This is a genomic window from Undibacter mobilis, from assembly GCF_003367195.1.
Lineage (GTDB): Bacteria > Pseudomonadota > Alphaproteobacteria > Rhizobiales > Xanthobacteraceae > Pseudolabrys > Pseudolabrys mobilis.
Genome location: NZ_QRGO01000001.1, coordinates 1980330 through 2002746 on the forward strand (window position 1 = coordinate 1980330; position 22417 = coordinate 2002746).

Genomic DNA, 22417 nt, shown 5'->3' on the forward strand with positions numbered 1-22417 from the left:
TGCCGGTCAGCTCTTAAGGCGGGTTTTAAATCCCGCCGCGCAAAGGGAATTTCCGCGACAGCCTTTCCAGACCCTTTACCGGCGCGCCGGCCGAAAGCGCCGGTGACGGCCGGGCGATGGCTTGCCCTTCGGGGTTCCGCTCGCTACATCCAGCGCAGATTTTCCCGACATTGGGGCGTGGCCAGCGTCTTTCGCGCGCCGGCCATCGTTTGCGCGCTGCCAGAGGCGGCCGGATTTGAGGGGTTTTGAGAGGCCATGAACGGTCGTCAGTTCATCTATCACATGCAGGGCCTGACCAAGGCCTATCCGGCCGGCAAGAAGGTGCTGGATAACGTCCACCTGTCCTTCTACCCGGACGCCAAGATCGGCGTGCTCGGCGTCAACGGTTCCGGTAAATCGACACTGCTGCGCATCATGGCCGGCATCGACACCGAGTTTTCCGGTGACGGCTGGGTCGCCGACGGCGCCCGCGTCGGCTATCTCGAGCAGGAACCGCAGCTCGATCCGAACAAGACCGTCCGCGAAAACGTCATGGAGGGCGTCGCCGCCAAGAAGGCGATCCTCGACCGTTACAACGAGCTCGCCGTCAATTACTCGGACGAGACCGCCGACGAGATGGCGAAGCTCCAGGACGAGATCGACTCCAAGAATCTCTGGGACCTCGACAGCCAGGTCGATCAGGCAATGGACGCGCTGCGCTGCCCGCCGGATGACGCCGAGGTGACCAAGCTCTCGGGCGGTGAAAAGCGCCGCGTCGCGTTGTGCAAGCTGCTGCTCGATGCGCCGGACCTGCTGCTGCTCGACGAACCGACCAACCATCTCGATGCGGAAAGCGTGAACTGGCTCGAAGGCCATCTGCGCAATTATCCCGGCGCGATCCTGATCGTAACCCACGATCGCTACTTCCTCGACAACGTCACCGGCTGGATTCTCGAGCTCGATCACGGCCGCGGCATTCCCTACGAGGGCAACTACACCTCGTGGCTGGCGCAGAAGCAGAAGCGCATGGAGCAGGAAGGCCGCGAGGACGAAGCGCGCCGCCGCACGCTGGAGCGCGAAAGCGAGTGGGTGCAGTCCTCGCCCAAGGCGCGTCAGACCAAATCCAAGGCGCGTTACGAGCGCTACGAGGAACTGCTCAAGATCGCCAATGCCAAGACCAACACCGTGGCGCAGATCACCATTCCGGTGTCGGAGCGTCTCGGCCAGAACGTCGTCGATTTCGAGGGCCTGTCGAAGGGCTTCGGCGATCGTTTGCTGATCGACAATCTCACCTTCAAGCTGCCGCCCGGCGGCATTGTCGGCGTCATCGGCCCGAACGGCGCCGGCAAGACCACCTTGTTCCGCATGATCACCGGCCAGGACAAGCCGGATGCCGGCACCATCAAGATCGGCGAGAGCGTGCAGCTCGGCTATGTCGACCAGTCGCGCGACGCGCTCGATCCGAAGAAGACCATCTGGGAGGAAATCTCGGACGGTCTCGACCAGATCATGGTCGGCAAGAAGGAAGTGCCGAGCCGCGCTTACGTCTCGCTGTTCAACTTCAAGGGCGCCGACCAGCAGAAGAAGGTCGGCTCATTGTCGGGCGGTGAGCGCAACCGCGTTCACCTCGCCAAGATGCTGCGCACCGGTGCCAACCTGCTGCTGCTCGACGAACCGACCAACGATCTCGACGTCGATACGCTGCGCGCGCTCGAAGAGGCGCTGGAGGATTTCGCCGGCTGCGCCGTGATCATCAGCCATGACCGCTGGTTCCTCGATCGTATCGCGACGCACATTCTGGCCTTCGAGGGCGACAGCCATGTCGAATGGTTCGAAGGCAACTTCCAGGATTACGAGAAGGACAAGATGCGCCGTCTCGGCACCGACAGCATCATCCCGCACCGGCTGAAGTACAAGAAGTTCACGCGCTGAGCCGTCATCTGAGGCGCGCCTTGTGGCGCGCGCCGCGGTGTGACGGGTCGAGTTCCGCAATATAATATTTGTACGGGCAGCGTCTCGGTCTGGTCGACGCTTGGCGCTACCCCTTCGTCCCCTTGCCGTAGTCCTCGTCGCTCACCTTCTCCATCCAGGTCGCGACGCTGCCATTGAGCGCCTCCTGAATGGCGATATGGCTCATCGCCGTCGTCGCCGCGGCGCCGTGCCAGTGTTTCTCGCCGGGCGGAAACCACACCACATCGCCGGGGCGGATCTCCTCGACCGGGCCGCCGTCGCGCTGCGCCCAGCCGAGGCCGGAGGTGACGATCAAGGTCTGGCCGAGCGGATGCGTGTGCCAGGCGGTGCGGGCGCCGGGCTCGAAGGTGACGAGCACGGCGCGTACGCGCGCCGGCTCCGGCGCTTCGTTGAGCGGGTCCTGCCGCACGGCACCCGTAAAATAATCGGGCGATGGCTTGGTCGACGGCCGCGAGCCGCTGCGCTTGATGTCCATGTCGTTCTCCTTGAGCTTTCCCGTTCGGGCCTATTCTTTATTCTCTTGATTGCCGGCGGCTTTGGCGCGCGTCGTTTTGGCGGTCTTGACGCTCTTGCCTTTGGCCTTCGCCGCGTCCTTGTCGTCTTTCTTGTCGTCGAACATGCGCGACAGGCCGCAGGTCATCGCTTCCTTTTGCGTCAGTTCGCGCTTCTCGGTCGCGGCCACGTAGATGGCGGCGCCGAAAATACCGAGGACGCACACCTGCGCCGATGCAACCGCCGTGCTGGCGATCAGGCCGATCGCGGCGACGGCTGTCGCCCAGACCATCTTTTTCATTGTCTCACATTCCCCCAATCCCGATCCGGAAATCCCCGGGCCCGCCGGACGATCCCACTGTTCGGTGCCGCTTGGAAGGCCTGGCCGGAAACGCGGCGGCCGGCCGGTCGTTCGGCAAATTTGTGACGGGACAGCGCGGCCTCTTGGCGCAGACGACCGCCGGCCGGCCATCTTGTCGCAGGGCGAATCGCCTATAAATCCTGCGCTCGCGACCGGCGTCCCGCCGGGCGCGCAACCCGTTTTCCTTGAAGGTAGCCCACGCCATGTCGATGTCGGCCGACGTTCCGACCCCGCCCCCCGAACTTGCCGGCAAGCTCCGTCCGCTGCCGCAGCTCATCTTCTCCTCGCGCTGGCTGCAACTGCCGCTCTATCTTGGCCTTATCGTCGCGCAGTGTGTCTATGTCTTCCTGTTCCTGAAGGAACTGGTCCACCTCGTCGGCGGCGCCATGCGGTTCACCGAGCAGGAAATCATGCTCGTGGTGCTGGGCCTCATCGATGTGGTGATGATCTCGAACCTGCTCATCATGGTCATCGTCGGCGGCTACGAAACCTTCGTTTCGCGCCTCGAGCTTGAGCGGCATCCGGACCAGCCGGAGTGGCTGTCCCACGTCAATGCCAGCGTGCTCAAGATCAAGCTGGCGATGGCGATCATCGGCATCTCGTCGATCCATCTGCTGCGGACCTTCATCTACGCCGGGCAGCTTGGCCAATCGGGCTCGCAATACACCGAGACCGGTGTGATGTGGCAGGCGATCATCCATTTCCTGTTCGTGATCTCGGCGATCGGCATCGCTTATGTCGAGAAGATCAGCCAGGACTCTTACGTGAAGCCGCATCACTGACGCGGATCCCCTGGAAATGAAAAAGGCCGCCCGTTGAACGACGGGCGGCCTTTTTGTTGGGCAGAAGAGATTACTTGCCCTGCAGCGGCGCCAGCGCGCCGGACCACTTCGCCAGTTCGTCCAGCATGGTCTTGACGCTGGCGTCGATCAGTTCGTTGGACTTGAACGCGTCGTCTTCGATCTGTTTGCCGGCGAACGGGATCGGCACGCCTTCGGGTAGCGGCACCATTTTCATGGTGCTCAGCATCAGCTTTACGGCTTGCGCGGCGCGAAGCCCGCCCGATACGCCGCCATAGGTCACCAGTCCGGCCGCCTTGTAATTCCACTCCTTGAACACATAGGTCAGGGCGTTGATGAGGGCCGCCGGCGGGAAGTAGTTGTACTCCGGCATAACGAAGGCGTAGGCGTCGGCCGATTTCACGGTCTCCGACCAGGCCTTGGTGTGCGCGTGTTCGTACTGCTGCATAGCCGGATGGCGCGGCTCGTCGTAGATCGGCAGATTGATCTCTGCGAGATCGACCAGCGTCGGCGCGAAGCGGCTGTCCTTCTTGACGGCGGATTCAAACCAGCGGGCAATGGGCAGGCCGATGCGGCCTGGACGTGTGCTGCAGACGATGATGTTCAGCTTGATGGCCATGGATGAACCTTGTGACGGCGTGAGGACTGCATGCTTCCTAGACGCTGCCGCTCATCGCGTTCAAGGCACATCGGGTATACCGACCGCTAACCATGCTGCAGGCCGCGCATATTTGGACGCGCTGGGCTCATCGCATTAAGGTTGGATTTACCGGACACTATCCGTTCTCTGATTCGCGGATGTTCCCCGAACGTTCGAGAGGATCGCCGATGCTGTGTTGGCTCGCGTCACGCAAACTACATGTGGCGTCATTCGTCCTCATCGTTGCGCTGATGAGTGCGAATCACGCGCGCGCCGATGCGGGCTTCGATCGTTTTCTCGAATCGATGTGGCCGCGCGCGCAACAGGAAGGCGTCACGCGGCCGGTGTTCGACGCGGCGATCAAGGGGCTGACGCCGGATTTTTCGCTGCCCGATCTCGAAATTCCCGGCCAGCCGGAGAAGCCGCAGCCGGGGCAGCCGGAATTCGTGCAGACGCCATCGCAATATCTGCGCGAGTCGAGCTTCGACCGCCTCGCCAGGCGCGGCCAGGAACTTTCCGTGCAGTATCGCTCGACGCTCCGGCGCATCGAGCAGGAGATCGGCGTGCCGGGCGATGTCGTGCTCGCCATCTGGGCGCGCGAGACCGATTACGGCGCCTACAAGCTGCCGCATGACGGCATCCGCGTGCTGGCGACACAGGCCTATGTCGGCCGGCGCAAGGCGATGTATCAGGGCGAGTTCGTCCAGGCGCTGAAGATGCTGCAGGACGGCGTGCCGCGCGCGTCGTTGCGCTCATCATGGGGCGGTGCGCTCGGTCTGACGCAGTTCCTGCCGTCCGACTATTATCGCTACGCCGTCGATTTCGATGGCGACGGCCGCGTCGATATCTTCCGCTCGGTGCCGGATGCGCTCGCGTCGGCGGCGCGCCAGCTGACCGGCCGCGGCTGGGCGCGCGGCGAGCGCTGGGCCTACGAAGTGCGCGCGCCGGAGAACGGCGATTGCTCGATCGGCACCCCGGAAACGAAGATGCCGATCGGCGAATGGGTCAAGCGCGGCTATCTGCTGACACCGCCGCGCAAGCTCACCGCGCAGGAGCTGGCATTGCCGGCGTCGCTGTTGCAGCCGGAAGGCATTTACGGCCCGTCATTCCTGACGCCGAAGAATTACTTCGTCATCAAGGACTACAATTTCTCGGATCTCTATGTGCTGTTCGTCGGCCATCTCGCCGACCGCATTGCCGGCGCGAAAGCCTTCATGACGCCGTGGAGCAAGAGCGATCAGCTCAAGACCAAGGACGTCGAGGCGATGCAGAAGCGCCTGACCGACCTCGGGCTCTACCGGGACAAGATCGACGGCAAGGCCGGCATGCTGACGCGGGCTGCGCTCGGGCAGTACCAGAAGGCCAATGGCTTGAAGGTCGATTGCTGGCCGACGGCGGCAGTCCTCGCCCATATGCGGCGGTAAAACAAAAAAGCGCTTCGGCAGGCCAAAAAAATCCCCGAAGGTGACGGCCGGAGGTTCAGGCGGCCGTCAGGTCCTTCGGGGGTGTTCGCGTCTTCGCCCGGGATGGTGATACCGGGCGAGGGCGGTTGTCAGATCAGTCGCAGACTTCGATGCGGCGCGAGCGCCAGCCATAGCCGTCCCAGAAGCGCTGCCGCTCGATGTGGCAGACCGGGCCTTCGACATAGGCCGGGCCGCCGTAATAGGCGCGGCGCGGCGGGGCGTAATAGGCCGGCGGCTCTTCGTAATAGCGCGGGCCGGCGTTGGCGGAGCCGGCAATGATGGCGCCCAGCGCCAGGCCGCCGACGACACCGGCGGCGACACCGCAGCCGCGGCAGCGCGCGTCCGCCGTCGTGGGCAGCGCAGCGACCGAGAGAACCGCCGCGGCGAGGGCGAGAACCTTGACGTTCATGGCATCTTCCTTTCGGGCGTAGCGCCCGGGTTGAACGGGGTTGGCTTGGAGATTGCGCCGAACCCGTTACGCGAAGCTTAAGGCAGTGAGGCAGGAACCGCCGCAGACCCCGCGTCTGTTATGCTTTGGTACCGCGGCGGGGGCAGGGCGGCTGTGACGGGGGTCACAAAAAGCCCGGATCCAGGAGAACCCGGGCCTTTTCATGACGGAAGGTGGGGGACGACGGCGGGGCCGATTCATGACCGAAGGTCATATGTCTAGTCGCACACCCGGACGCGCTGCAGCCGCCACCCATAACCGTCCCATACGCGCTCGCGCTGCCACCAGCAGCGGGGGCCGTAGTACACGGGCGCCGGGGCGTAATAGGGACGCGGTCCATAATAGTAGCCGGGACCATAACCGTAGCCATACCCGCCACTGGCCATGCCGCCAATGATTGCACCGACCGCCAAGCCGCCGATGATTCCGGCGGCGACACGGCCGCCACGCGCTTCAGCGGGCTGCGGCGCCGCGACCGCGGCAATGGTGATGATGGCGGCGGCGCCGAGCGCCGTCAGGGATTTGCGGAAACTGGTCATAGCGCACCTCCTGGGTTCGCCGATTGCTATTAACGGGACTAGCCCAACGTACGTGCCGAAGGGATTTGCCGAGTACTTGCCAATTGAACGGGCCGGTTGCGGCATTCCTGCGGCACATCGACGCTAATTTTAACGTCGTTCACAGCCACGAGGTTCCTGCTTTCCACGTGAACGCAGACTGAACGCCGACGCACAAAATTCCTAATGAAATGGCGCTTTCGCTCGTCCGATTGCGGAGAAATCGTGGCGGCGGCGGTGCTCAGCCGGCGAGTCGGCCGAGCACCCGTTGCAGGATGGTCTTGCGCGGATGCGGGCTGCGTTCAACAGCTTGAGGCTGCGCCGCAGGCCGGGCTGGCGGCGCCGCGACGAGGGCGGTCTTCGCGGTGTTCGGTGGCGCCATCGGCGCGGCGGCCTTGTTGCGATCTTTCTTCGGCTTGCGGTTCTTGCCTTCGCTTTTGTTTTTCTTTTTGTCCTTGGCCTTACGCTTGCCGCGGTCTTTGGCGCGATCCTTGGTCTTGCCGGCGCGCCGCGCATCCTTGGCCTGCCGCTTGAGCTTGGGGTGCTGCCGCGCCGCCGCCTTGCTCGCGGATTTTTTTTGCGCAGACTTTTTGAGCTTACGCTTGTGACTCCGTTTGCCGGCCTTTGCCGGCTTCACCTTGCCCGTTTTCGTGTTGTCGGTTTTGCCGGCTTTCGCCTTGGCGACAACGGTCTTCACTTTCGCGTTCTTGACCCGCTGCTTCTTGAGCGCCCGCGCGATGGCGTGCCGCAGGAACAGCTTCTCCAGCGGATAGCTCAGGCGCCGAATGGCGGCCTTCAGAGGCAGCCAGTCAACAGCAACGATGTCCGGCATCAACTCGTGGCTGGGTTCCGGGTCGGCTTCCATGCGCCAGAACTGGACCACCTTCGGCCGGCCGCCGGCGCGGTAGGTGATGGCGCCGAGATACTCGTGAACCTCGACGCGATGCCCGGTTTCCTCGACCACCTCGCGGCGCGCCGCCGCAGCGGGATTCTCGTCGCGCTTCAGCTTGCCGCGCGGCAGAACCCAAGCATCGTCTTTCGATCGCTGCACGACGGCAACGAGCTTGCCCGCGCCTTTGCGCAGGACAATGCCGCCCGCCGCCTCGATCGTCTTGCCTGCCACGCCGCTCGCTCCCGCCCCGTAGTGCGACCGATGTTGGTCGTCGGGGGCCGATTCGGTTTAGCAAAAACGCGCCGCGCCATCAGCGAATAAATGCGCGGCGCAAGGAGCTGGGGGCAATTCCGCACAGTTCGTTGTGTGACAAAGGCTTGTCACAAACCACGGGATGTCTTTGACGGTCGCCAGCGCATCCGGCTCACGGCGATACCTGACACCGGGTTCTTGTCCTCGCCGTCATAAACAAAGCCGTGTTTCTTATAGAAAGCGATGGCGCGGGCATTGTCCTTGTTGACCAGCAGGTAAAGCCCCGTGGGCGAGCGCCGCTTGGCCTCGTCGAGCAAAGCGTGGGCAAGCCCCGACCCCCACTGCTCGGGTGCGACCACGATCTGGTCGAGATACTGCGTCTTTGGATCGACGGTGACGAAGCCGCAGAGCTTGCCGTCCGTTTCCGCCAACACGATCTCGCAGGCCGGCACCAGTTCGCTGCGCCAGCGTTCACGCCACCAGCCGACGCGGGCGTCGAAATCGATATGCGGATAATGCTGCGTCCAGGTGCGCCGCCACAACTCGATGGCGGCGTCTTCGTCGGCCGCCGCGAAGGGGCGAAGCATCATCACGCCGCCCGTCTGAGCTGCGCCTGCAATTGCCGCAGGACGACGATGATGCCGGTGCGGTCGCAGCGGATCGCGCCGTAGCGCAAGGCGCGCTCGCGCTCCACTGCAGTCAGGTCGTAATGCGGCTTGGTCGTCTTCGGCGGACCTTGATAGGACGAACGATGCAGGCCGAGTTCCCGCGCGAAGCGGTGCAGCTCGTCGATGTCGTCAGCCAGAAGGTGGCACCATTTGCGGCCCCAGCGGCTCCAGATCGGATCATCGACGTAGACGGACATTTGCGCCTACCGCTCCGTCAGCTTGAACTCGATGCGGCGGTTGCGGCGATAGGCTTCATCGCTGGTCCCGGTGTCGATCGGCTGGAATTCGCCGAAGCCGGCGGCGAGCAAGTGCTGCGGCGCGATACCTTTGGTGGCGAGGTATTTGACGACGGCGATGGCGCGCGCCGCCGACAGGTCCCAGTTCGATTTGAACTGGCCGGCGCCGCTGATCGGGCGGATATCGGTGTGGCCATCGACACGCAGCACCCAGGGAATATCGGCCGGGATCTTGGCGCCGATCTCCGACATGGCCGCCGCGATCTTGTCGATTTCCGGCAGCGCCTCCGGTTTGAGGTCGGCCTTGCCGACGTCGAACAGAAGTTCGGATTGCAGCACGAAGCGGTCGCCGACGATGCGGATGTCGGGACGATTGCCGATGATCTGGCGCAGACGGCCGAAGAAGTCGGAACGGTAGTTCTTCAGCTCTTCGACGCGCTGGGCGAGCGCAAGGTTGAGACGCTGGCCGAGATTGGCAATCTGCGCCTGCGCTTCCTTGTCCTTCTTCTCGGAGGCGTCGAGCGCGCTCTCGAGGGCGGCGAGTTGCCGGCGGAAGGCGGCGATCTGCTGGTTGAGGATTTCGACCTGCGCCAAAGCGCGCGCCGAGATTTTCTTCTCGCCTTCGAGCTCGGTGGCAAGATCGGACGCCTTGCCTTGGGCCGCGGCCAGTCCGGCGCCCGAGCCCTCGGCGATGCCCTTGTACTTGTCGCGGTCGCTTTCGGCGGTGGCGAGCGAGGCGCGCAGCTGCGCCATCTGCTGTTCGAGATCTCCCTTGTTCGATGTTTCCATCGACAGGAGTTCGGTCAGTTGTGCAATCTGGGCATTGAGACGCTGCAGCGCCGTATCCTTGCCGGAGATTTCCTGCTGCAGGACGAACTGCACGACAACGAAGACGGTGAGGATGAAGATGATGCTCAGGATCAACGTCGACAGCGCGTCGACGAAGCCCGGCCAGTAGTTCATTCCTTCGCCGCCGCGCCGGTTTTTAGCAAGGGCCATCTTGGTGGGCCTCCAAACCTGTCTCCGTCATCCTGAGCGCGAGCGAAGCGAGCCTCGAAGGATGGCGGGCATTGAGTAAAACGGAGCTAGTTCGACGCGCGCTCGCGCACCATGACTTCCAGCAGCCGCTTGATCTCGCGCTGCTGTTCGGCCTGGCCGTCCACCCAGTCGCGGATCATCTGTTGTTCGGTCCGCATGTGATGAACGAGCCCCTGGATCGCTTCGGCGAGATTGGCCATGGCGACGGAGGCCTGCTTGCCGGAGCCGGTCTGCTCGACGGCGTCGCGCAGCTTCTCGATGGCGCCGCGCATCTCCATTGGCATTGCGGTCACCGCGCCGGATGGCTCGGCGGCCTGATCATAGACAGTGGTAGAGAGCCAATCCTCAAGCTCGGTGTAGAAACGGTTCTGTGCCTGGCTCGATTGCAGGTCGAGGAAACCGAGAACCAGCGAACCGGCCAGACCAAACAGCGACGACGAAAACGAAATGCCCATGCCGGATAGCGGGGCAGCGAGGCCGTCACGCAAGGTGTCGAACGTCGCGGCGGCGTCGCCGCCGGGCTTGAGGCTCTGAATGACATTGCCGACCGATCCGACGGTTTCGATCAGGCCCCAGAAGGTGCCGAGCAGGCCGAGGAAGACCAGCAGGCCGGTCATGTAGCGCAGGATATCGCGCGCCTCGTCGAGACGCGTGGCGATTGAATCGAGGAGCGAGCGCATCAGCTGCGGTGACATCGCCATGCGGCCGACGCGGCTGCCGAGGATCGCGGCCATCGGCGCCAGCAGAACGGGCGGGCGCTCGACGGCGAGGCCGGGGTCGGCGAGGCGGAAATTGTTGACCCAGGCTATTTCAGGATAAAGCCGCGCCACCTGGCGGATCGCCAGAACGATGCCGATCAGCAGCACCGCGATGATCACGCCGTTGAGGCCCGGATTGGCCATGAAGGCGGTCTGGATCTGCTTGAAGAGCAGGAAGGCGATCAGTCCGCCCAGGATGATGAACACCATCATCCGGAACAGGAAGATGCGGGGCGAGGACAATTTGAGCGGATCGACGTCTTTTGCCATGAGTGTCCTGGGCTTGAGCGTCCTGGGCTTGTCCTTGGACCGCGTCCTGGAGGGCGGGGTCCGCCGGCCGAATCCGGCGCAGGAAATTACCGGCCAATATGGCACAGACCGGTGACAAGCGAAAATTGTCCGGCGACGCGCCGGAACTCATAAAGCTCCAGATTGGGTTGGAATTGGGGTGATGCCAGCACCGACCCGGATCCGTCATACTGAAGTATCAGCCGCTATTGCGGCGAGCCTCGACGGGGCGGATCAGCCTCTCTGAAGACGGGTCAGGCGCTCTTGATCACCCGTATGATTTCCTTGCGGATGGTCTCGTTACCGGCCGCCACTGAGCCCTTCGCCAGCATTTCGTCCGCACCTTCGCAATCGGAGACGTAGCCGCCAGCCTCGCGCACCAGGATGATGCCGGCGGCGACATCCCAGGGGCTCAGGCTGCGTTCCCAATAGCCGTCGAAGCGACCGGCCGCGACCCAGGCGAGATCGAGTGCGGCGGCCCCGAGGCGGCGCAAGCCCGCGACTTCGCCGAGCATGGCGCCGGTTTCGCGCTTCACCACCGCGTGGTCGCCATGGCCGATATGGGCCAGGCCGCAGGCAAGCACCGCTTCGCGCAACTGCTTGCGGCCGCCGACGCGGATACGGCGGTCGTTGAGGAATGCGCCCTTGCCCTTCTCGGCGATAAACAGCTCCTCGGTCGCCGGGTTGTAGACAAGGCCGGCAACGATGGCGCCTTCGCGCTCCAGCGCGATCGAAATCGCGAATTGCGGAATGCCGTGGAGGAAGTTGGTGGTGCCGTCGAGCGGATCGACAATCCAGCGATGCGTTTTGTCGTCACCTTCACGCACGCCGCCTTCCTCGCCGAGAAAGCCATAGCCCGGACGCGCCTTGCTCAGTTCGGCATAGAGCGTTTCTTCGGCGCGTCGGTCGGCGGCGGTGACGAAATTGGCCGGTCCCTTGAGCGAAACCTGCAGGTTTTCAACCTCGCCGAAATCGCGCTTGAGCGAGCGGGCGGCTTTGCGCGCCGCGGCGATCATGACGTTCAACAGGGCGGAATGGTGCATGGCGGTGGGTCTGCCCGGCCGGATGCGTGCCGTCAAGCGCCGGGCGGGGGGAGAGGTTAAGGGGCTACCGCGGCAACGGTAGACATCCATTTCTTGACTGCCTTGTCGGCGGCTTCGCGGACCTGCGGCGTCTGCTTGGCCATGAAGACGTCAAGTTCGGGATCGCCAGCACCGGCCGCCTTGGCGATCATGTGCCATTTGATGGCCTCGACCGGATCGGCAGGCAGGCCGCGGCCGGCCATCAGGATACGGGCGAGACGGTTCTGCGCGATCGGCGAGCCGCGTCGGGCGGCGCGCAGAAAGGTTTCGGCGGCGGCCGGCTCGCTCTTCTCGGTGCCTTCGCCGTTGAACTGCATAATGGCGAATTCGACCATGGCATCGACATTGCCGGCGATCGAGGCCCGCGCCATCAGGAGCGCGGCCTGCTTGGCATCCTTCGGCACGCCGCGGCCTTCCTTGTACATCGTGCCAAGCGCGTATTGGGCTTCGGAATTGCCGGCATTGGCGGCGACCTTGAACAGCTCGGCGGCGCGGCCGAAATCCTGGGCGAACTGCTGGCCCTGCAGATAGAGCAGGCCAAGATTGTAGTTGGCGGCCGGATGGCCGAGCTTGGCGGCTTCGCCGAGCAGTCGCGCCCCTTCGGTCGGGTTGTTGGTGCCGGCACGGCCTTCGAAGGCGAACATGGCGAGCGCGAACAGCGCGTCGCGGTTGTTCTGCGCGGCGGCCATCTTGTACCACTGCGCCGCCTTGATGTCGTCGCGGCCAACGCCGAGGCCATTGGCGTAGAGTTCGCCAAGTAGCGTCATCGCCGCGGCATCGTTCTGCTGGGCGCGCTTGGAGGCTTCGTTGAAAGCAGTGATGAAGAAACCGCGCTGATAGGCGCCGAAGGCGAGATCGGCGTTCGGGTCTGCCGCGGGCGCCTTGGGCGCGGGTGGAGGCAGCGGCGGCGAGGCCGGCGGCTTGCTTTGCGCCAGCGCCGCGGTGGTCAGAAGCATGAGCGACAGCGCCAGCGCGGCGCGTGGGCATCTCATAGCGCCGCCTCGGGCAGCTTCAGAAGCGGCGTGAGGGCGGCCAGCGCGCTGGGCGGATTGCGCCAGATCCAGTCATCGGCTTGGTCGCCAACAGCCACAAAGTCCGCACCGGCTCCGATCAGCGGTGTGATTTCCTCAATGGTCGCGGCGTAAGCGATGCAGGGAATTTCGAACACCTCGGCCCACCAGGACAAAAGCTCGATGACCAGTTCGAATGGGGGGCGCTGCCCGCGCGCGTCGGACTCACCGAACATGACGTAGTCGCAGCCGGCCTCGGCCGCCGTCATGGCGTCGTGACGGCTCGACACGCCGCCCACGCCGACCACCCAATCTGGCTTGAGAACCTCTAGCGCGTCGGCGACATCGGAGGCCGCGACATGCGCGCCATCCGCGCCGGAACGCGCCACCAGCCCGGCATGACCATCGAGCAGCAGCGCAGCGCCAGCGCCTTGTGCGATCGGCGCGAGCGCCTTGACGCGGTTGATCTGCGTGCGGTCGTCGCCTTCCGCCAGGCGCAACAGCACGGCCGCAACATCGCCGGCGGCCAGCGCCGCCTTGAGCACCGGCGCGAAAGCGGCGGCGTCAGCGATCGGCGGCGTGATGAGATACAGACGCGGCTGCGGGCGCGGCTCGGCGATTTTCGGGCGTTGGGCCATGGTGGCGGAATGCTAGCTCAATCTGGCGGAAAAGGGGCGTCTTTTTGGAACAGATGGGCTGCGGCGGCAAGGGCTGCGGCTTCACGAATGTCGCGAATCGCAGGGTTTGCCCGCGCGTCGCGTTGAATGATCAGTGGCATCCGCGACTGAACATTCGCCGGGTTAAGACGTTGCCATCATCCCGACAATAAGTGAGGAACCCTATGAGAGCCGTATATTTTGCCGCCGCCTTGTTGATCTCCGGCTTCGCCATGTCGGCGGCGTCCGCGGCTCCTGCCGCACCGGTAACGGGTGTCAGCCAGCAGCACGTGCCGGTGATCGACGTGCAGTATCGCCAAGACTATCAGTATCGCCACGATGACCGCCGACACTATCGGCGGCATGTGGCGCCGCCGCCGCGTTATCGTGCTGGTCACCGCTACGGGTCTGCGCCCCGCGGCTGGCATCGCTACGATCGCCGCCCCGGCGACTGGAGCCGTCGTGGATGTGTGATGGTCGGGCCGGTTTGGTTCTGCCCGTAACGGCAGAACGATACTTAAATTGAAAAGCCCCGGCGCGAGCCGGGGCTTTTTTTGTCTGACGCAGCCCGGTGACTACTTGGGCATCGGGATCGGGCCCATATCCTTGGGCACCTGATAACCCTTCTGCACCGCCGGACGGCCGGCGATCGCCACGTACCAGCGTTTGACGTTCGGATACTCGTTCAAGTCGATGGTCTGCCACTCGAAGCGCGAAATCCATGGCCACAGCGCGATGTCGGCGATGGAATAATCGCCGGCGACATACTCGCTCTGTTCCAGCTGCGTATTGAGCACCTTGTAGAGCCGGTGTGCTTCCTTCAGGTAGCGCTCCTCGGCATAAGGCGCCTTGCCGGGATTATACTTCACGAAGTGATGCACTTGGCCGAGCATCGGCCCCGGACCGCCCATCTGCCACATCAGCCATTCGATGACCTTGTAGCGGCCTTCGCCGGACTTCGGCATCAGCTTGCCGGTCTTGTCGGCGAGATAAATCAGGATGGCGCCCGACTCCATCAGCGACAGGCCGTTGTCGCGATCGACGATCACCGGGATGCGGTTGTTCGGGCCGATCTTGAGAAACTCCGGCTTGAACTGTTCGTCCTTGCCGATGTCGATGGCGTGGACGGTGTAGGGCAGGCCGGTTTCCTCGAGCATGATCGAGGCCTTGCGGCCGTTCGGCGTGGTCCAGGTGTACAAGTCGATCACGGGCGTTTCCTCAAATCATTCGTTGCTTGGAACGGCACGCACGGTACGGCGTTGACGGCCTCTGTTCAATGCGGCCCGGAACACGCGGTCGCCGCCCCGGCCTGCATTTCAGGAACCGCGGGCGAGCCTGCACGTTAGGGCGGTGACACACCCAGAGGAGGCGACTCATGACATTCAAGCTGACCGCTATCGTTCTCGCGACCGCTCTCGGCGCCGTTGCCGCGAACGCCCAGACCACCGTCATCACCACCGAAACGCCGGCCGTTATCGTCCAGCCGGAGAGCTCGACCACCGTGACCACCAAGGAACGCACCGGTCCGCTCGGCCTCGACAGCAAGACCACGACGCGCACCACGACCGGCTCGGGCTTCTCGACCGAATGTTCGTCGAAGACTGTCCACAAGGAGCGCGCGCTGGGTCCCGACACCACCGTGACCAAGACCGACTGCCCGTAAAGTCAGCGCGGCGTTGCTCGGCAACTGCGAGGAGCGCTGGCGTGTAGAAGAAAGGCCGCCCGATGAGGGCGGCCTTTTATTTACGTCCTGTCCGGGACGCGCTGCAGCGTGAACCGCCGCTACCCGGGAAAAGAATTACGCCGCCTTCTTCTCCAGGTCCGCCGCCCACTTACCGAGCGCGGCGAGCGAGTTCATCTTGGCGCGGTGCGTGAACGCGGCCTGCGCGGCGGCAACGTTCGCTGCCTTGCCGGACCAGGCCTTCTGCGGCGCGGCCTGCAGCGCGCGACCATACGAGAAGGTCAGGTTCCAGGGCAGGTTGCCGATCTTGTTCATGGCATCGAGGTGTGCCGTGGCTTCCTCGTCCGACTGGCCGCCCGACAGGAAGGCGATGCCCGGCACCGCGCCGGGCACGCAATCCTTCAGCAGGCGCACGGTCTTCTCGGCGACTTCCTCGACCGAAGCTTTCTTCGCGCTCTTCTTGCCCGGCACGGCCATGTTCGGCTTCAGCACGATGCCTTCCAGTTCGACGCGCTGGAAATAAAGCTGCTGGAAGGTTTCCTTCAACACCCATTGGGTGACTTCGTAGCAGCGGTCGATGTCGTGGGCGCCGTCCATCAGCACTTCCGGCTCGACGATCGGCACGATCTGCGCCTGCTGGCAGAGCGCGGCATAGCGGGCGAGCGCATGGGCGTTGGTCATGATCGCAGTGTGGCTCGGAATGCCGGCGCCAATATCGATCACCGCGCGCCACTTCGCGAAGCGTGCGCCGGCTTCGTAGTACTTCGGCAGACGGTCGGCGAGTTTGTCGAGGCCGACGGTGATGAGTTCGCCCGGGCAGTTCGGCAGAGGCTTGGTGCCTTCGTCGACCTTGATGCCGGGAATGGAGCCGGCCTGCTCGATCAGTTTGACGAGCGGCGTGCCGTCCTTCGCCTTCTGCCAGATGGTCTCGTCGTACAGAATCACGCCCGAGACGTAGTTCTTCATCGCCTCGGTGGTGCGGAACATCATCTCGCGATAGTCGCGGCGATTGTCTTCCGTGTTCTCGGTGTTGATCGCGTCGAAACGCTTCTTGATGGTGCCGGTCGATTCATCGGCGGCCAGGATGCCCTTGCCGGCGGCGGTCATGGCGACCGCGATTTTGTTCAGGTCAGCGAGATTCATGATTGTCTCCCCTCTCTCATTCGTCGTTCCGGGGCGGCTGCAGGCCGAACCCGGAATCCAGATACAAACTATGCCGCTGGCTTCCTGATCGCCGCTGCGCGGCGTCCGGAATGACCGTTGGCTATTTGGCGCGCAAAACCTCAACCCCCGGCAGAGCCTTGCCCTCGAGCCATTCGAGGAAGGCGCCGCCGGCGGCGGAAACGTAGGTGAAGCGGTCGGTGGTGCCCGCGACGTTGAGCGCCGCAACGGTGTCGCCGCCGCCCGCCACGGTGACCAGCTTGCCGGCCTGCGTCAGTTCGGCCGCCGCTTCCGCAACGGAAACGGTGCCCTTGTCGAAGGGTTCCATTTCGAACGCGCCGAACGGGCCGTTCCAGACGAGCGTCTTGGCGCGCGCCAGCACCGACACCGCCTGCTCGACGCTGCGCGGGCCGATATCGAGCACCATGTCATTGTCGCCAACTGCGTCGATGTCGACGACACGAGACGGTGCATTGGCCTCGAACTTTTGCGCCACGACGACATCGACCGGCAGCACGATATCGCGCTTGGCGGCTTTTGCCAGCGCCATGATCTTCTGCGCGGTCGCGACCAGATCGGCTTCGACGAGCGACTTGCCCATCTTCTTGCCTTGCGCCAGCAGGAACGTGTTGGCCATGGCGCCGCCGATGATCAGCGCGTCGACTTTCTCCAGAAGATTGCCGAGCAGTTCGAGCTTGGTCGAAATCTTGGCTCCGCCGACGATGGCGGCGAGGGGACGCTCGGGCTTCTCCAGCGCACGGGTCAGTGCCACGAGTTCTTCCTGCATGGCGCGGCCGGCATAAGCGGGCAGTTTATGGCCGAGGCCTTCGGTGGAGGCGTGGGCGCGGTGCGCGGCGGAGAAGGCGTCGTTGACCCAGATGTCGCCGAGTTTGGCGAGCTGCGCCACGAAGGCGGGATCGTTCTTTTCCTCGCCGGCATGGAAGCGCGTGTTCTCGAGGCAGAGAATGTCGCCCGAGTGCATGGCGGCGACGGCCTTTTCGGCGACCTCGCCGATGCAGTCGGCGGCGAAGGCGACCTTGCGCTTGATGATGCGCGCGACTTCGGCGGCGACCGGCTTCAGCGACTGCTTGGGATCGACGCCCTTGGGGCGGCCGAAATGCGACAGCAGGATCACCTTGGCGCCCTTGTCGGCGAGTTCGGTGATGGCGGGGCCGATGCGTTCGATACGCGTTGAGTCGGTGACGACGCCGTTTTCGACCGGAACGTTGAGATCGACGCGCACAAGGACGCGTTTGCCTTTGACGTCGACGTGATCGAGGGTGTGGAAGTTACTCATTCTCTATCTCTTGTCCCGGGCCCAGCGCGGCATGACATGCTGCGCTGCTGAACCGGGACCGTTACAGACTTTGAATTTGGAAGGGTCCCGGATCTGCGATGCACCGCTCACACGCTGCATCGCGTCCGGGACAAGTGTAGTTACAGCAGCTTGCCCATCGCAACGGCCGTGTCCGACATGCGGTTGGAGAAGCCCCACTCGTTGTCGTACCAGGCCAGCACGCGGACGAAGTTGCCGTTCTGCACCTTGGTCTGGTCGTAGGCGACGGTCGACGAGTGCGCATCGTGGTTGAAGTCGATCGACACGTTCGGGTGCGCCGTGGTGCCGAGAATGCCCTTGAGCTTGCCCGCAGCGGCCGCCTTGAACGCGGCGTTGATCTCTTCAACGGTGGTGTTCTTCTTGGCCAGGAACTTGAAATCGACGACCGAGACGTTCGGCGTCGGCACGCGGATCGAGACGCCGTCAAGCTTGCCCTTCAGCTCGGGCAGCACCAGGCCGATCGCCTTGGCGGCGCCGGTCGAGGTCGGGATCATCGACAGCGCCGCGGCACGGGCGCGATAGAGATCCTTGTGCATGGTGTCGAGGGTCGGCTGGTCGCCGGTATAGGCGTGGATCGTGGTCATGAAGCCGGTTTCGATGCCGACCAGTTCGTTCAGCACCATGACGGCCGGCGCAAGACAGTTGGTCGTGCACGAGGCGTTCGAAACGACGAGGTGATCCTTGGTGAGCTTGTCGTGGTTGACGCCGTAAACGACCGTGAGGTCGGCGTTGTCGGCCGGGGCCGACACCAGGACGCGCTTGGCGCCGGCGGTCAGATGCGCCGAAGCCTTGTCCTTGGCGGTGAAGATGCCGGTGCATTCCAGCGCGATGTCGACGCCGAGGTCCTTCCACGGCAGCTTCGAGGGGTCACGCTCGGCGGCGACCTTGATCGGCTTGCCGCCGGCGATGGTGATGCTGTCGCCATTGACGGTCACTTCTTTCGGGAAGCGGCCATGGACGCTGTCGAAGCGCAGCAGATGCGCGTTGGTCTCGACCGGGCCGAGATCGTTGATGCCGACCACTTCGATATCGGTGCGGCCGCTTTCGGAAATGGCGCGGAGAACATTGCGGCCGATGCGGCCAAAACCGTTAATGGCAACGCGGATAGTCATTTTTTAGTCGCTCCCGGTCGTTATGGTGACGCCGCCATGCCCCGCGAAAACGGGGCAACCGGCGCGTGACGGGTATATAGTCAACGAAAGCCAGACCGCCCGCTTTCGCGGGCGATGATAGCAGGTGAACTACTTACCCAATTTCTGCATCGCCGCTGCGGCCACGGCCTCTGCGGTAATGCCGAATTTCTTATAGAGTTCCTTGTAGGGCGCGCTCGAGCCGAAGCCGCTCATGCCCACAAAGGCGCCATCATTGCCGATGATGGCGTCCCAACCCTGACGCACAGCCGCTTCGACGCCGATCTTCACCGGCGCATCGCCGATGATGGCGCGGCGCTTGGCCTCAGGCTGCGCGGCGAACAGTTCAAAGCTCGGCACCGAGACGACGCGGGCGGCGATGCCCTTTTCGGCCAGCAACTTGGCACCATCGACGGCGATCGACACTTCCGAGCCGGTGGCGAAAATCGACACCTGCGCCTGGCCGTCAGCGGCATGGATTTCGTAGGCGCCGGCGGCGCAGCGGTTGGTTGTGACGAAGTCCTTCGACAGCTGCGGTAGGTTTTGGCGCGTCAGCGCCAGCACGCTCGGGCCAGTCGCGTTTTCCAGCGCGAGCTGCCAGCATTCGACGGTCTCGACCGCGTCGCAGGGGCGGAACACCAGCATGTTCGGGATGGCGCGCAGCGCGGCGAGATGTTCGACCGGCTGATGGGTCGGGCCGTCTTCGCCGAGGCCGATGGAGTCGTGCGTCATGATGTGGATGGCGCGCGTGCCCATCAACGCCGCAAGGCGCATCGCCGGGCGGGCGTAGTCGGAGAACACAAGGAACGTGCCGGAGTAGGGGATGACGCCGCCATGCAGCGTCATGCCGTTCATCGCAGCGGCCATGCCGTGTTCGCGAATGCCGTAGTGAATGAAGCGGCCGGAGAAGTCAGCGGCCGAGATCGCCTTCATCGACTTGGTGCGGGTGTTGTTCGAGCCGGTGAGATCGGCCGAGCCGCCGATCATGTCCGGCACCGCCGGGATCAGTGTTTCGAGCGCGAACTCGCAAGCGGTGCGCGTCGCGATTTCCTTAGGCGAGGCCTGCAGGGATTCCTTCACTGCCTTCACGGCGGCGTCCAGCGCGGCCTTTGGCAGTTCGCCGTTCATGCGGCGGGTGAATTCGCTGCGCTGACCAGCTTCGAGCGCGGCGAAGCGCTTGTCCCAGTCGGCATGCGCGGCTTTCGAGCGCTCGCCGGCCTTGCGCCAGTCTTTCAGGATATCGGCGGGGATTTCGAACGGCGGCGAGGTCCACTTGAGCGCCTCGCGCGTGCCCTTGATATCGTCGGCGCCGAGCGGCGAGCCGTGCGACGACGACTTGCCGGCCTTGCTCGGCGAGCCGAAGCCGATGGTGGTGCGGCAGGCGATCATCACCGGTTTGTCGGAGGACTGCGCCTTGGTCAGCGCTTCGGCGATGGCCTTGTGGTCGTGGCCGTCGATGCGCCAGGCATTCCAGCCGCACGCTTCGAAGCGCTTCACCTGATCGACCGAGTCGGCCAGCGTCAGCGGGCCGTCGATGGAAATGCCGTTGTCGTCGAACAGCACGATCAGCTTGTTGAGCTTGAGATGGCCAGCCAGCGCGATGGCTTCGTGGCTGATGCCTTCCATGAGGTCGCCGTCGGAGGCGAGCACGTAGGTCTTGTGATCGACGATGGTGTCGCCGTAGTTGGCGGCCATGATCTTCTCGGCCATCGCCATGCCGACGGCGGTGGCGATGCCCTGGCCGAGCGGGCCGGTGGTGGTTTCGACGCCCTCGGTGATGAAGTTTTCCGGGTGGCCCGGCGTTTTGGAGCCGAGCTGGCGGAAGCGCTTGATCTCGTCGATCGTCACCGACGAATAGCCGGTGAGATAGAGCAGGGCATACATCAGCATCGAGCCGTGGCCGGCCGACAGGACGAAGCGATCGCGGTCGGGCCATTTCGGCGCCGCCGGGTCGAATTTCAGGAACTGGGTGAACAGCACCGTCGCAATGTCCGCGGCGCCCATCGGCAGCCCCGGATGGCCGGAATTGGCCTGCTGGACGGCGTCCATCGCCAGCGCGCGGATCGCGTTAGCCATCGGCGAGGTGACGCCGACCGGATGCACGGCACGATCTGGATGAGTCGCGGCGGCGGAAGCAGTGGGTGCTGACATGGAAAAACGGCCTGTTTTGCGGGTTCGCATAGCACGCACGGCCCTTGAGTCAATGTGACGGGCCGCAACGCCCCGGGCCATGCACAGGGGCGCCAATTCTCCGGGGCATATGTGGCGCGCGGCGTTGACGCGGGCTTCGTCCAGCCCGTAAGGTTCTTGTCCTAAGCAATTGCCCCGCAAGCATTTTTGGGCAGTAAACAAGATGGCCGCGCAGGCAGGATGGCGTGACGTCGCAAGTTATGGCGAGAGAGGCGCACAGGCGGCGGCCCCGCAAGGGCCGCGCGCGGGATATGCCATGACCGGCGAGGGTGGGCTCGATACCGCCGTCCGGCGGCTGGCGCTGGCGCTCGACGCGCTCGATGCCGCGGTCGAACGCCGCCGCGAAGCCGACCGCAACGAAGACACGCTCGCCGCGCAGGTGCAGCTGCTGGGCGCCGATCGGGCCCGGCTGGCCGACAAGCTCGACGCCGAGGCGGCGCTGGCGCGCGAACTGCGCGAGGCCAATCGCGACGTCGCCGAACGGCTCGATCGCGCCATTGTCGAAGTTCAGGCCGTGCTCGGGGAGGGTGAGTGATGGGCACGGTGAACGCCACCATCGCCGGCCGCCAGTTCCGCCTCGCCTGCGAGGACGGGCAGGAGGAGCATCTGCAGGCGCTGGCGAAAGACATCGACCAGCGCATCATCGATCTGCGCGCGCGCTTCGGCGAGATCGGCGATACGCGGCTCACGGTGATGGCGGCGCTGATGGTGTCGGATGAAAATTCCGAACTGGCGCGCAAGGTTCGCCGGCTTGAAGAGGATGTGGCGGCCTTGCAGGACGCCCGCGTGGTGGCGGCCGACCGGGCGAGGGCCGCTTCCGACGCCGTGGTCGGCGCCTTCAATTCCGCGGCCGAGCGGCTGGAAAGCATTACCCGCAAGCTCAACCATTCGCTGCCCGCCGGCACTGGCGTCGGCATCGGCTAGAGCGTTTTTACGCGAAGTGGGCTCGGGCCAACGGGGCCGGCCGCGCCGTTCCCATAAAATTTCATAAGCTGTTTTTTAAGGCCTCATTAGGTACAGAGGCTCGCTGTTATATTTATTGAGCCTGAAAGTTGCCGCGATGGATTGCACGCGCATTCTGGTTCGCCCCGGTCCCCGCGAGGGCTGGATGATCGATGGCGCCAGCCGCGAAATGGGTCCTTATCATTGCCGGGAGATGGCGCTGCGCGTCGCCATCTCGGAAGCGCTGACGGTCCGGCGCGGCGGCCGCCCGGCCCGCGTTGCCCTCGAAAGCAGCGGCGTCATCGTCGCCAAGCGCTGTCTGTGCGTGGATTTCGGGCGCTAGACGCCGTTCGCGTGCCGCTGGCGCCGGACAGGCCAAGACACTA

General features: G+C 64.3%; 26 protein-coding genes. 8 read left to right on the forward strand and 18 right to left on the reverse strand.

All coding sequences use genetic code 11. The annotated features are described in order from the left end of the window. Positions 1-255 precede the first annotated feature (255 nt). The gene (ettA, locus tag DXH78_RS09315) at positions 256-1911 is read left to right on the forward strand and encodes an energy-dependent translational throttle protein EttA (RefSeq protein WP_115516768.1); all 1656 of its coding nucleotides are present in this window, start codon (positions 256-258) and stop codon (positions 1909-1911) included. A gap of 106 nt (positions 1912-2017) precedes the next feature. Here the strand turns inward: ettA and DXH78_RS09320 are convergent, their stop codons facing one another. Further along, complete coding sequence (locus DXH78_RS09320; RefSeq protein WP_115516769.1) at positions 2018-2425, reverse strand: (R)-mandelonitrile lyase; 408 nt, start codon at positions 2423-2425, stop codon at positions 2018-2020. Positions 2426-2455: 30 nt separating this feature from the next. Beyond that, positions 2456-2743 carry a hypothetical protein gene (locus tag DXH78_RS09325; protein ID WP_115516770.1) on the reverse strand — a complete coding sequence of 96 codons (288 nt, stop codon included), beginning with the start codon at positions 2741-2743 and terminating at the stop codon, positions 2456-2458. A 263-nt stretch (positions 2744-3006) separates the two neighbouring features. Here DXH78_RS09325 and DXH78_RS09330 point away from each other — a divergent pair, with 263 nt between their 5' ends. After that, positions 3007-3585 carry a TIGR00645 family protein gene (locus DXH78_RS09330; RefSeq protein ID WP_115516771.1) on the forward strand — a complete coding sequence of 193 codons (579 nt, stop codon included), beginning with the start codon at positions 3007-3009 and terminating at the stop codon, positions 3583-3585. A gap of 70 nt (positions 3586-3655) precedes the next feature. Here the strand turns inward: DXH78_RS09330 and DXH78_RS09335 are convergent, their stop codons facing one another. Then, entirely contained in the window at positions 3656-4222 is a 567-nt protein-coding gene (locus DXH78_RS09335; protein ID WP_115516772.1) for an NADPH-dependent FMN reductase, read from the reverse strand. Between the two features lie 209 nt (positions 4223-4431). Here DXH78_RS09335 and DXH78_RS09340 point away from each other — a divergent pair, with 209 nt between their 5' ends. Then, on the forward strand, positions 4432-5667 hold the full coding sequence (locus DXH78_RS09340; protein ID WP_115517826.1) for a lytic murein transglycosylase: 1236 nt from the start codon (positions 4432-4434) through the stop codon (positions 5665-5667). A 133-nt stretch (positions 5668-5800) separates the two neighbouring features. Here the strand turns inward: DXH78_RS09340 and DXH78_RS09345 are convergent, their stop codons facing one another. The 10 genes from DXH78_RS09345 to DXH78_RS09390 form a co-directional block, all read right to left on the reverse strand. Beyond that, complete coding sequence (locus tag DXH78_RS09345; protein WP_115516773.1) at positions 5801-6115, reverse strand: hypothetical protein; 315 nt, start codon at positions 6113-6115, stop codon at positions 5801-5803. A gap of 257 nt (positions 6116-6372) precedes the next feature. Further along, entirely contained in the window at positions 6373-6693 is a 321-nt protein-coding gene (locus DXH78_RS09350; protein WP_115516774.1) for a hypothetical protein, read from the reverse strand. 259 nt (positions 6694-6952) lie between these two features. Then, positions 6953-7834: an NUDIX hydrolase gene (locus DXH78_RS09355; protein ID WP_245416782.1), complete on the reverse strand. Its 882-nt coding sequence runs from the start codon at positions 7832-7834 to the stop codon at positions 6953-6955. Between the two features lie 149 nt (positions 7835-7983). Continuing rightward, the gene (locus tag DXH78_RS09360; protein WP_115516775.1) at positions 7984-8445 is read right to left on the reverse strand and encodes a GNAT family N-acetyltransferase; all 462 of its coding nucleotides are present in this window, start codon (positions 8443-8445) and stop codon (positions 7984-7986) included. Then, positions 8445-8720, reverse strand: a complete 276-nt coding sequence (locus DXH78_RS09365; protein ID WP_115516776.1) for a DUF4031 domain-containing protein — start codon at positions 8718-8720, stop codon at positions 8445-8447. Before DXH78_RS09365 ends, DXH78_RS09360 begins: the two co-directional genes overlap by 1 nt. 6 nt (positions 8721-8726) lie before the next feature. Then, positions 8727-9758: a peptidoglycan -binding protein gene (locus DXH78_RS09370; RefSeq protein ID WP_115516777.1), complete on the reverse strand. Its 1032-nt coding sequence runs from the start codon at positions 9756-9758 to the stop codon at positions 8727-8729. Positions 9759-9844: 86 nt separating this feature from the next. Continuing rightward, complete coding sequence (locus DXH78_RS09375; RefSeq protein ID WP_115516778.1) at positions 9845-10825, reverse strand: MotA/TolQ/ExbB proton channel family protein; 981 nt, start codon at positions 10823-10825, stop codon at positions 9845-9847. Positions 10826-11097: 272 nt separating this feature from the next. After that, complete coding sequence (locus tag DXH78_RS09380; protein WP_115516779.1) at positions 11098-11886, reverse strand: inositol monophosphatase family protein; 789 nt, start codon at positions 11884-11886, stop codon at positions 11098-11100. A 56-nt stretch (positions 11887-11942) separates the two neighbouring features. Continuing rightward, positions 11943-12917: a tetratricopeptide repeat protein gene (locus tag DXH78_RS09385; RefSeq protein ID WP_115516780.1), complete on the reverse strand. Its 975-nt coding sequence runs from the start codon at positions 12915-12917 to the stop codon at positions 11943-11945. Beyond that, positions 12914-13573, reverse strand: a complete 660-nt coding sequence (locus DXH78_RS09390) for a thiamine phosphate synthase (protein ID WP_115516781.1) — start codon at positions 13571-13573, stop codon at positions 12914-12916. Before DXH78_RS09390 ends, DXH78_RS09385 begins: the two co-directional genes overlap by 4 nt. Before the next feature lie 357 nt (positions 13574-13930). On the opposite strand from DXH78_RS09390, the gene DXH78_RS20230 reads away from it, so the two are divergent. Then, a complete protein-coding gene (locus DXH78_RS20230; protein WP_283805614.1) occupies positions 13931-14065 on the forward strand; it encodes a hypothetical protein in 135 nt (44 codons plus the stop codon). Positions 14066-14166: 101 nt separating this feature from the next. Here DXH78_RS20230 and DXH78_RS09400 read toward each other — a convergent pair whose 3' ends face one another. Then, complete coding sequence (locus DXH78_RS09400; protein ID WP_115516783.1) at positions 14167-14799, reverse strand: glutathione S-transferase family protein; 633 nt, start codon at positions 14797-14799, stop codon at positions 14167-14169. A gap of 167 nt (positions 14800-14966) precedes the next feature. On the opposite strand from DXH78_RS09400, the gene DXH78_RS09405 reads away from it, so the two are divergent. Continuing rightward, positions 14967-15254, forward strand: coding sequence for a hypothetical protein (locus tag DXH78_RS09405; protein ID WP_115516784.1), 288 nt, complete (start codon positions 14967-14969; stop codon positions 15252-15254). A gap of 135 nt (positions 15255-15389) precedes the next feature. Here DXH78_RS09405 and DXH78_RS09410 read toward each other — a convergent pair whose 3' ends face one another. The 4 genes from DXH78_RS09410 to tkt all read right to left on the reverse strand — a co-directional run bounded on the left by DXH78_RS09410 (position 15390) and on the right by tkt (position 20975). Then, positions 15390-16415: a class I fructose-bisphosphate aldolase gene (locus DXH78_RS09410; RefSeq protein WP_115516785.1), complete on the reverse strand. Its 1026-nt coding sequence runs from the start codon at positions 16413-16415 to the stop codon at positions 15390-15392. A gap of 121 nt (positions 16416-16536) precedes the next feature. Further along, positions 16537-17730 carry a phosphoglycerate kinase gene (locus tag DXH78_RS09415; RefSeq protein WP_115516786.1) on the reverse strand — a complete coding sequence of 398 codons (1194 nt, stop codon included), beginning with the start codon at positions 17728-17730 and terminating at the stop codon, positions 16537-16539. A gap of 140 nt (positions 17731-17870) precedes the next feature. Then, positions 17871-18881 carry a type I glyceraldehyde-3-phosphate dehydrogenase gene (gene gap, locus DXH78_RS09420; protein ID WP_115516787.1) on the reverse strand — a complete coding sequence of 337 codons (1011 nt, stop codon included), beginning with the start codon at positions 18879-18881 and terminating at the stop codon, positions 17871-17873. 129 nt (positions 18882-19010) lie between these two features. Further along, positions 19011-20975: a transketolase gene (tkt, locus tag DXH78_RS09425; protein ID WP_115517828.1), complete on the reverse strand. Its 1965-nt coding sequence runs from the start codon at positions 20973-20975 to the stop codon at positions 19011-19013. A gap of 370 nt (positions 20976-21345) precedes the next feature. Between tkt and DXH78_RS09430 the strand changes: the two genes are divergently transcribed. From DXH78_RS09430 to DXH78_RS19615, 3 genes are all read left to right on the forward strand, one after another. Continuing rightward, a complete protein-coding gene (locus tag DXH78_RS09430) occupies positions 21346-21624 on the forward strand; it encodes a DUF4164 family protein (RefSeq protein WP_115516788.1) in 279 nt (92 codons plus the stop codon). Further along, complete coding sequence (locus tag DXH78_RS09435) at positions 21624-22013, forward strand: cell division protein ZapA (RefSeq protein WP_115516789.1); 390 nt, start codon at positions 21624-21626, stop codon at positions 22011-22013. The genes DXH78_RS09430 and DXH78_RS09435 overlap by 1 nt, the downstream gene beginning before the upstream one ends. A 136-nt stretch (positions 22014-22149) precedes the next feature. Further along, entirely contained in the window at positions 22150-22374 is a 225-nt protein-coding gene (locus DXH78_RS19615) for a hypothetical protein (RefSeq protein ID WP_168192757.1), read from the forward strand. The last annotated feature ends 43 nt before the right edge of the window (positions 22375-22417 follow it).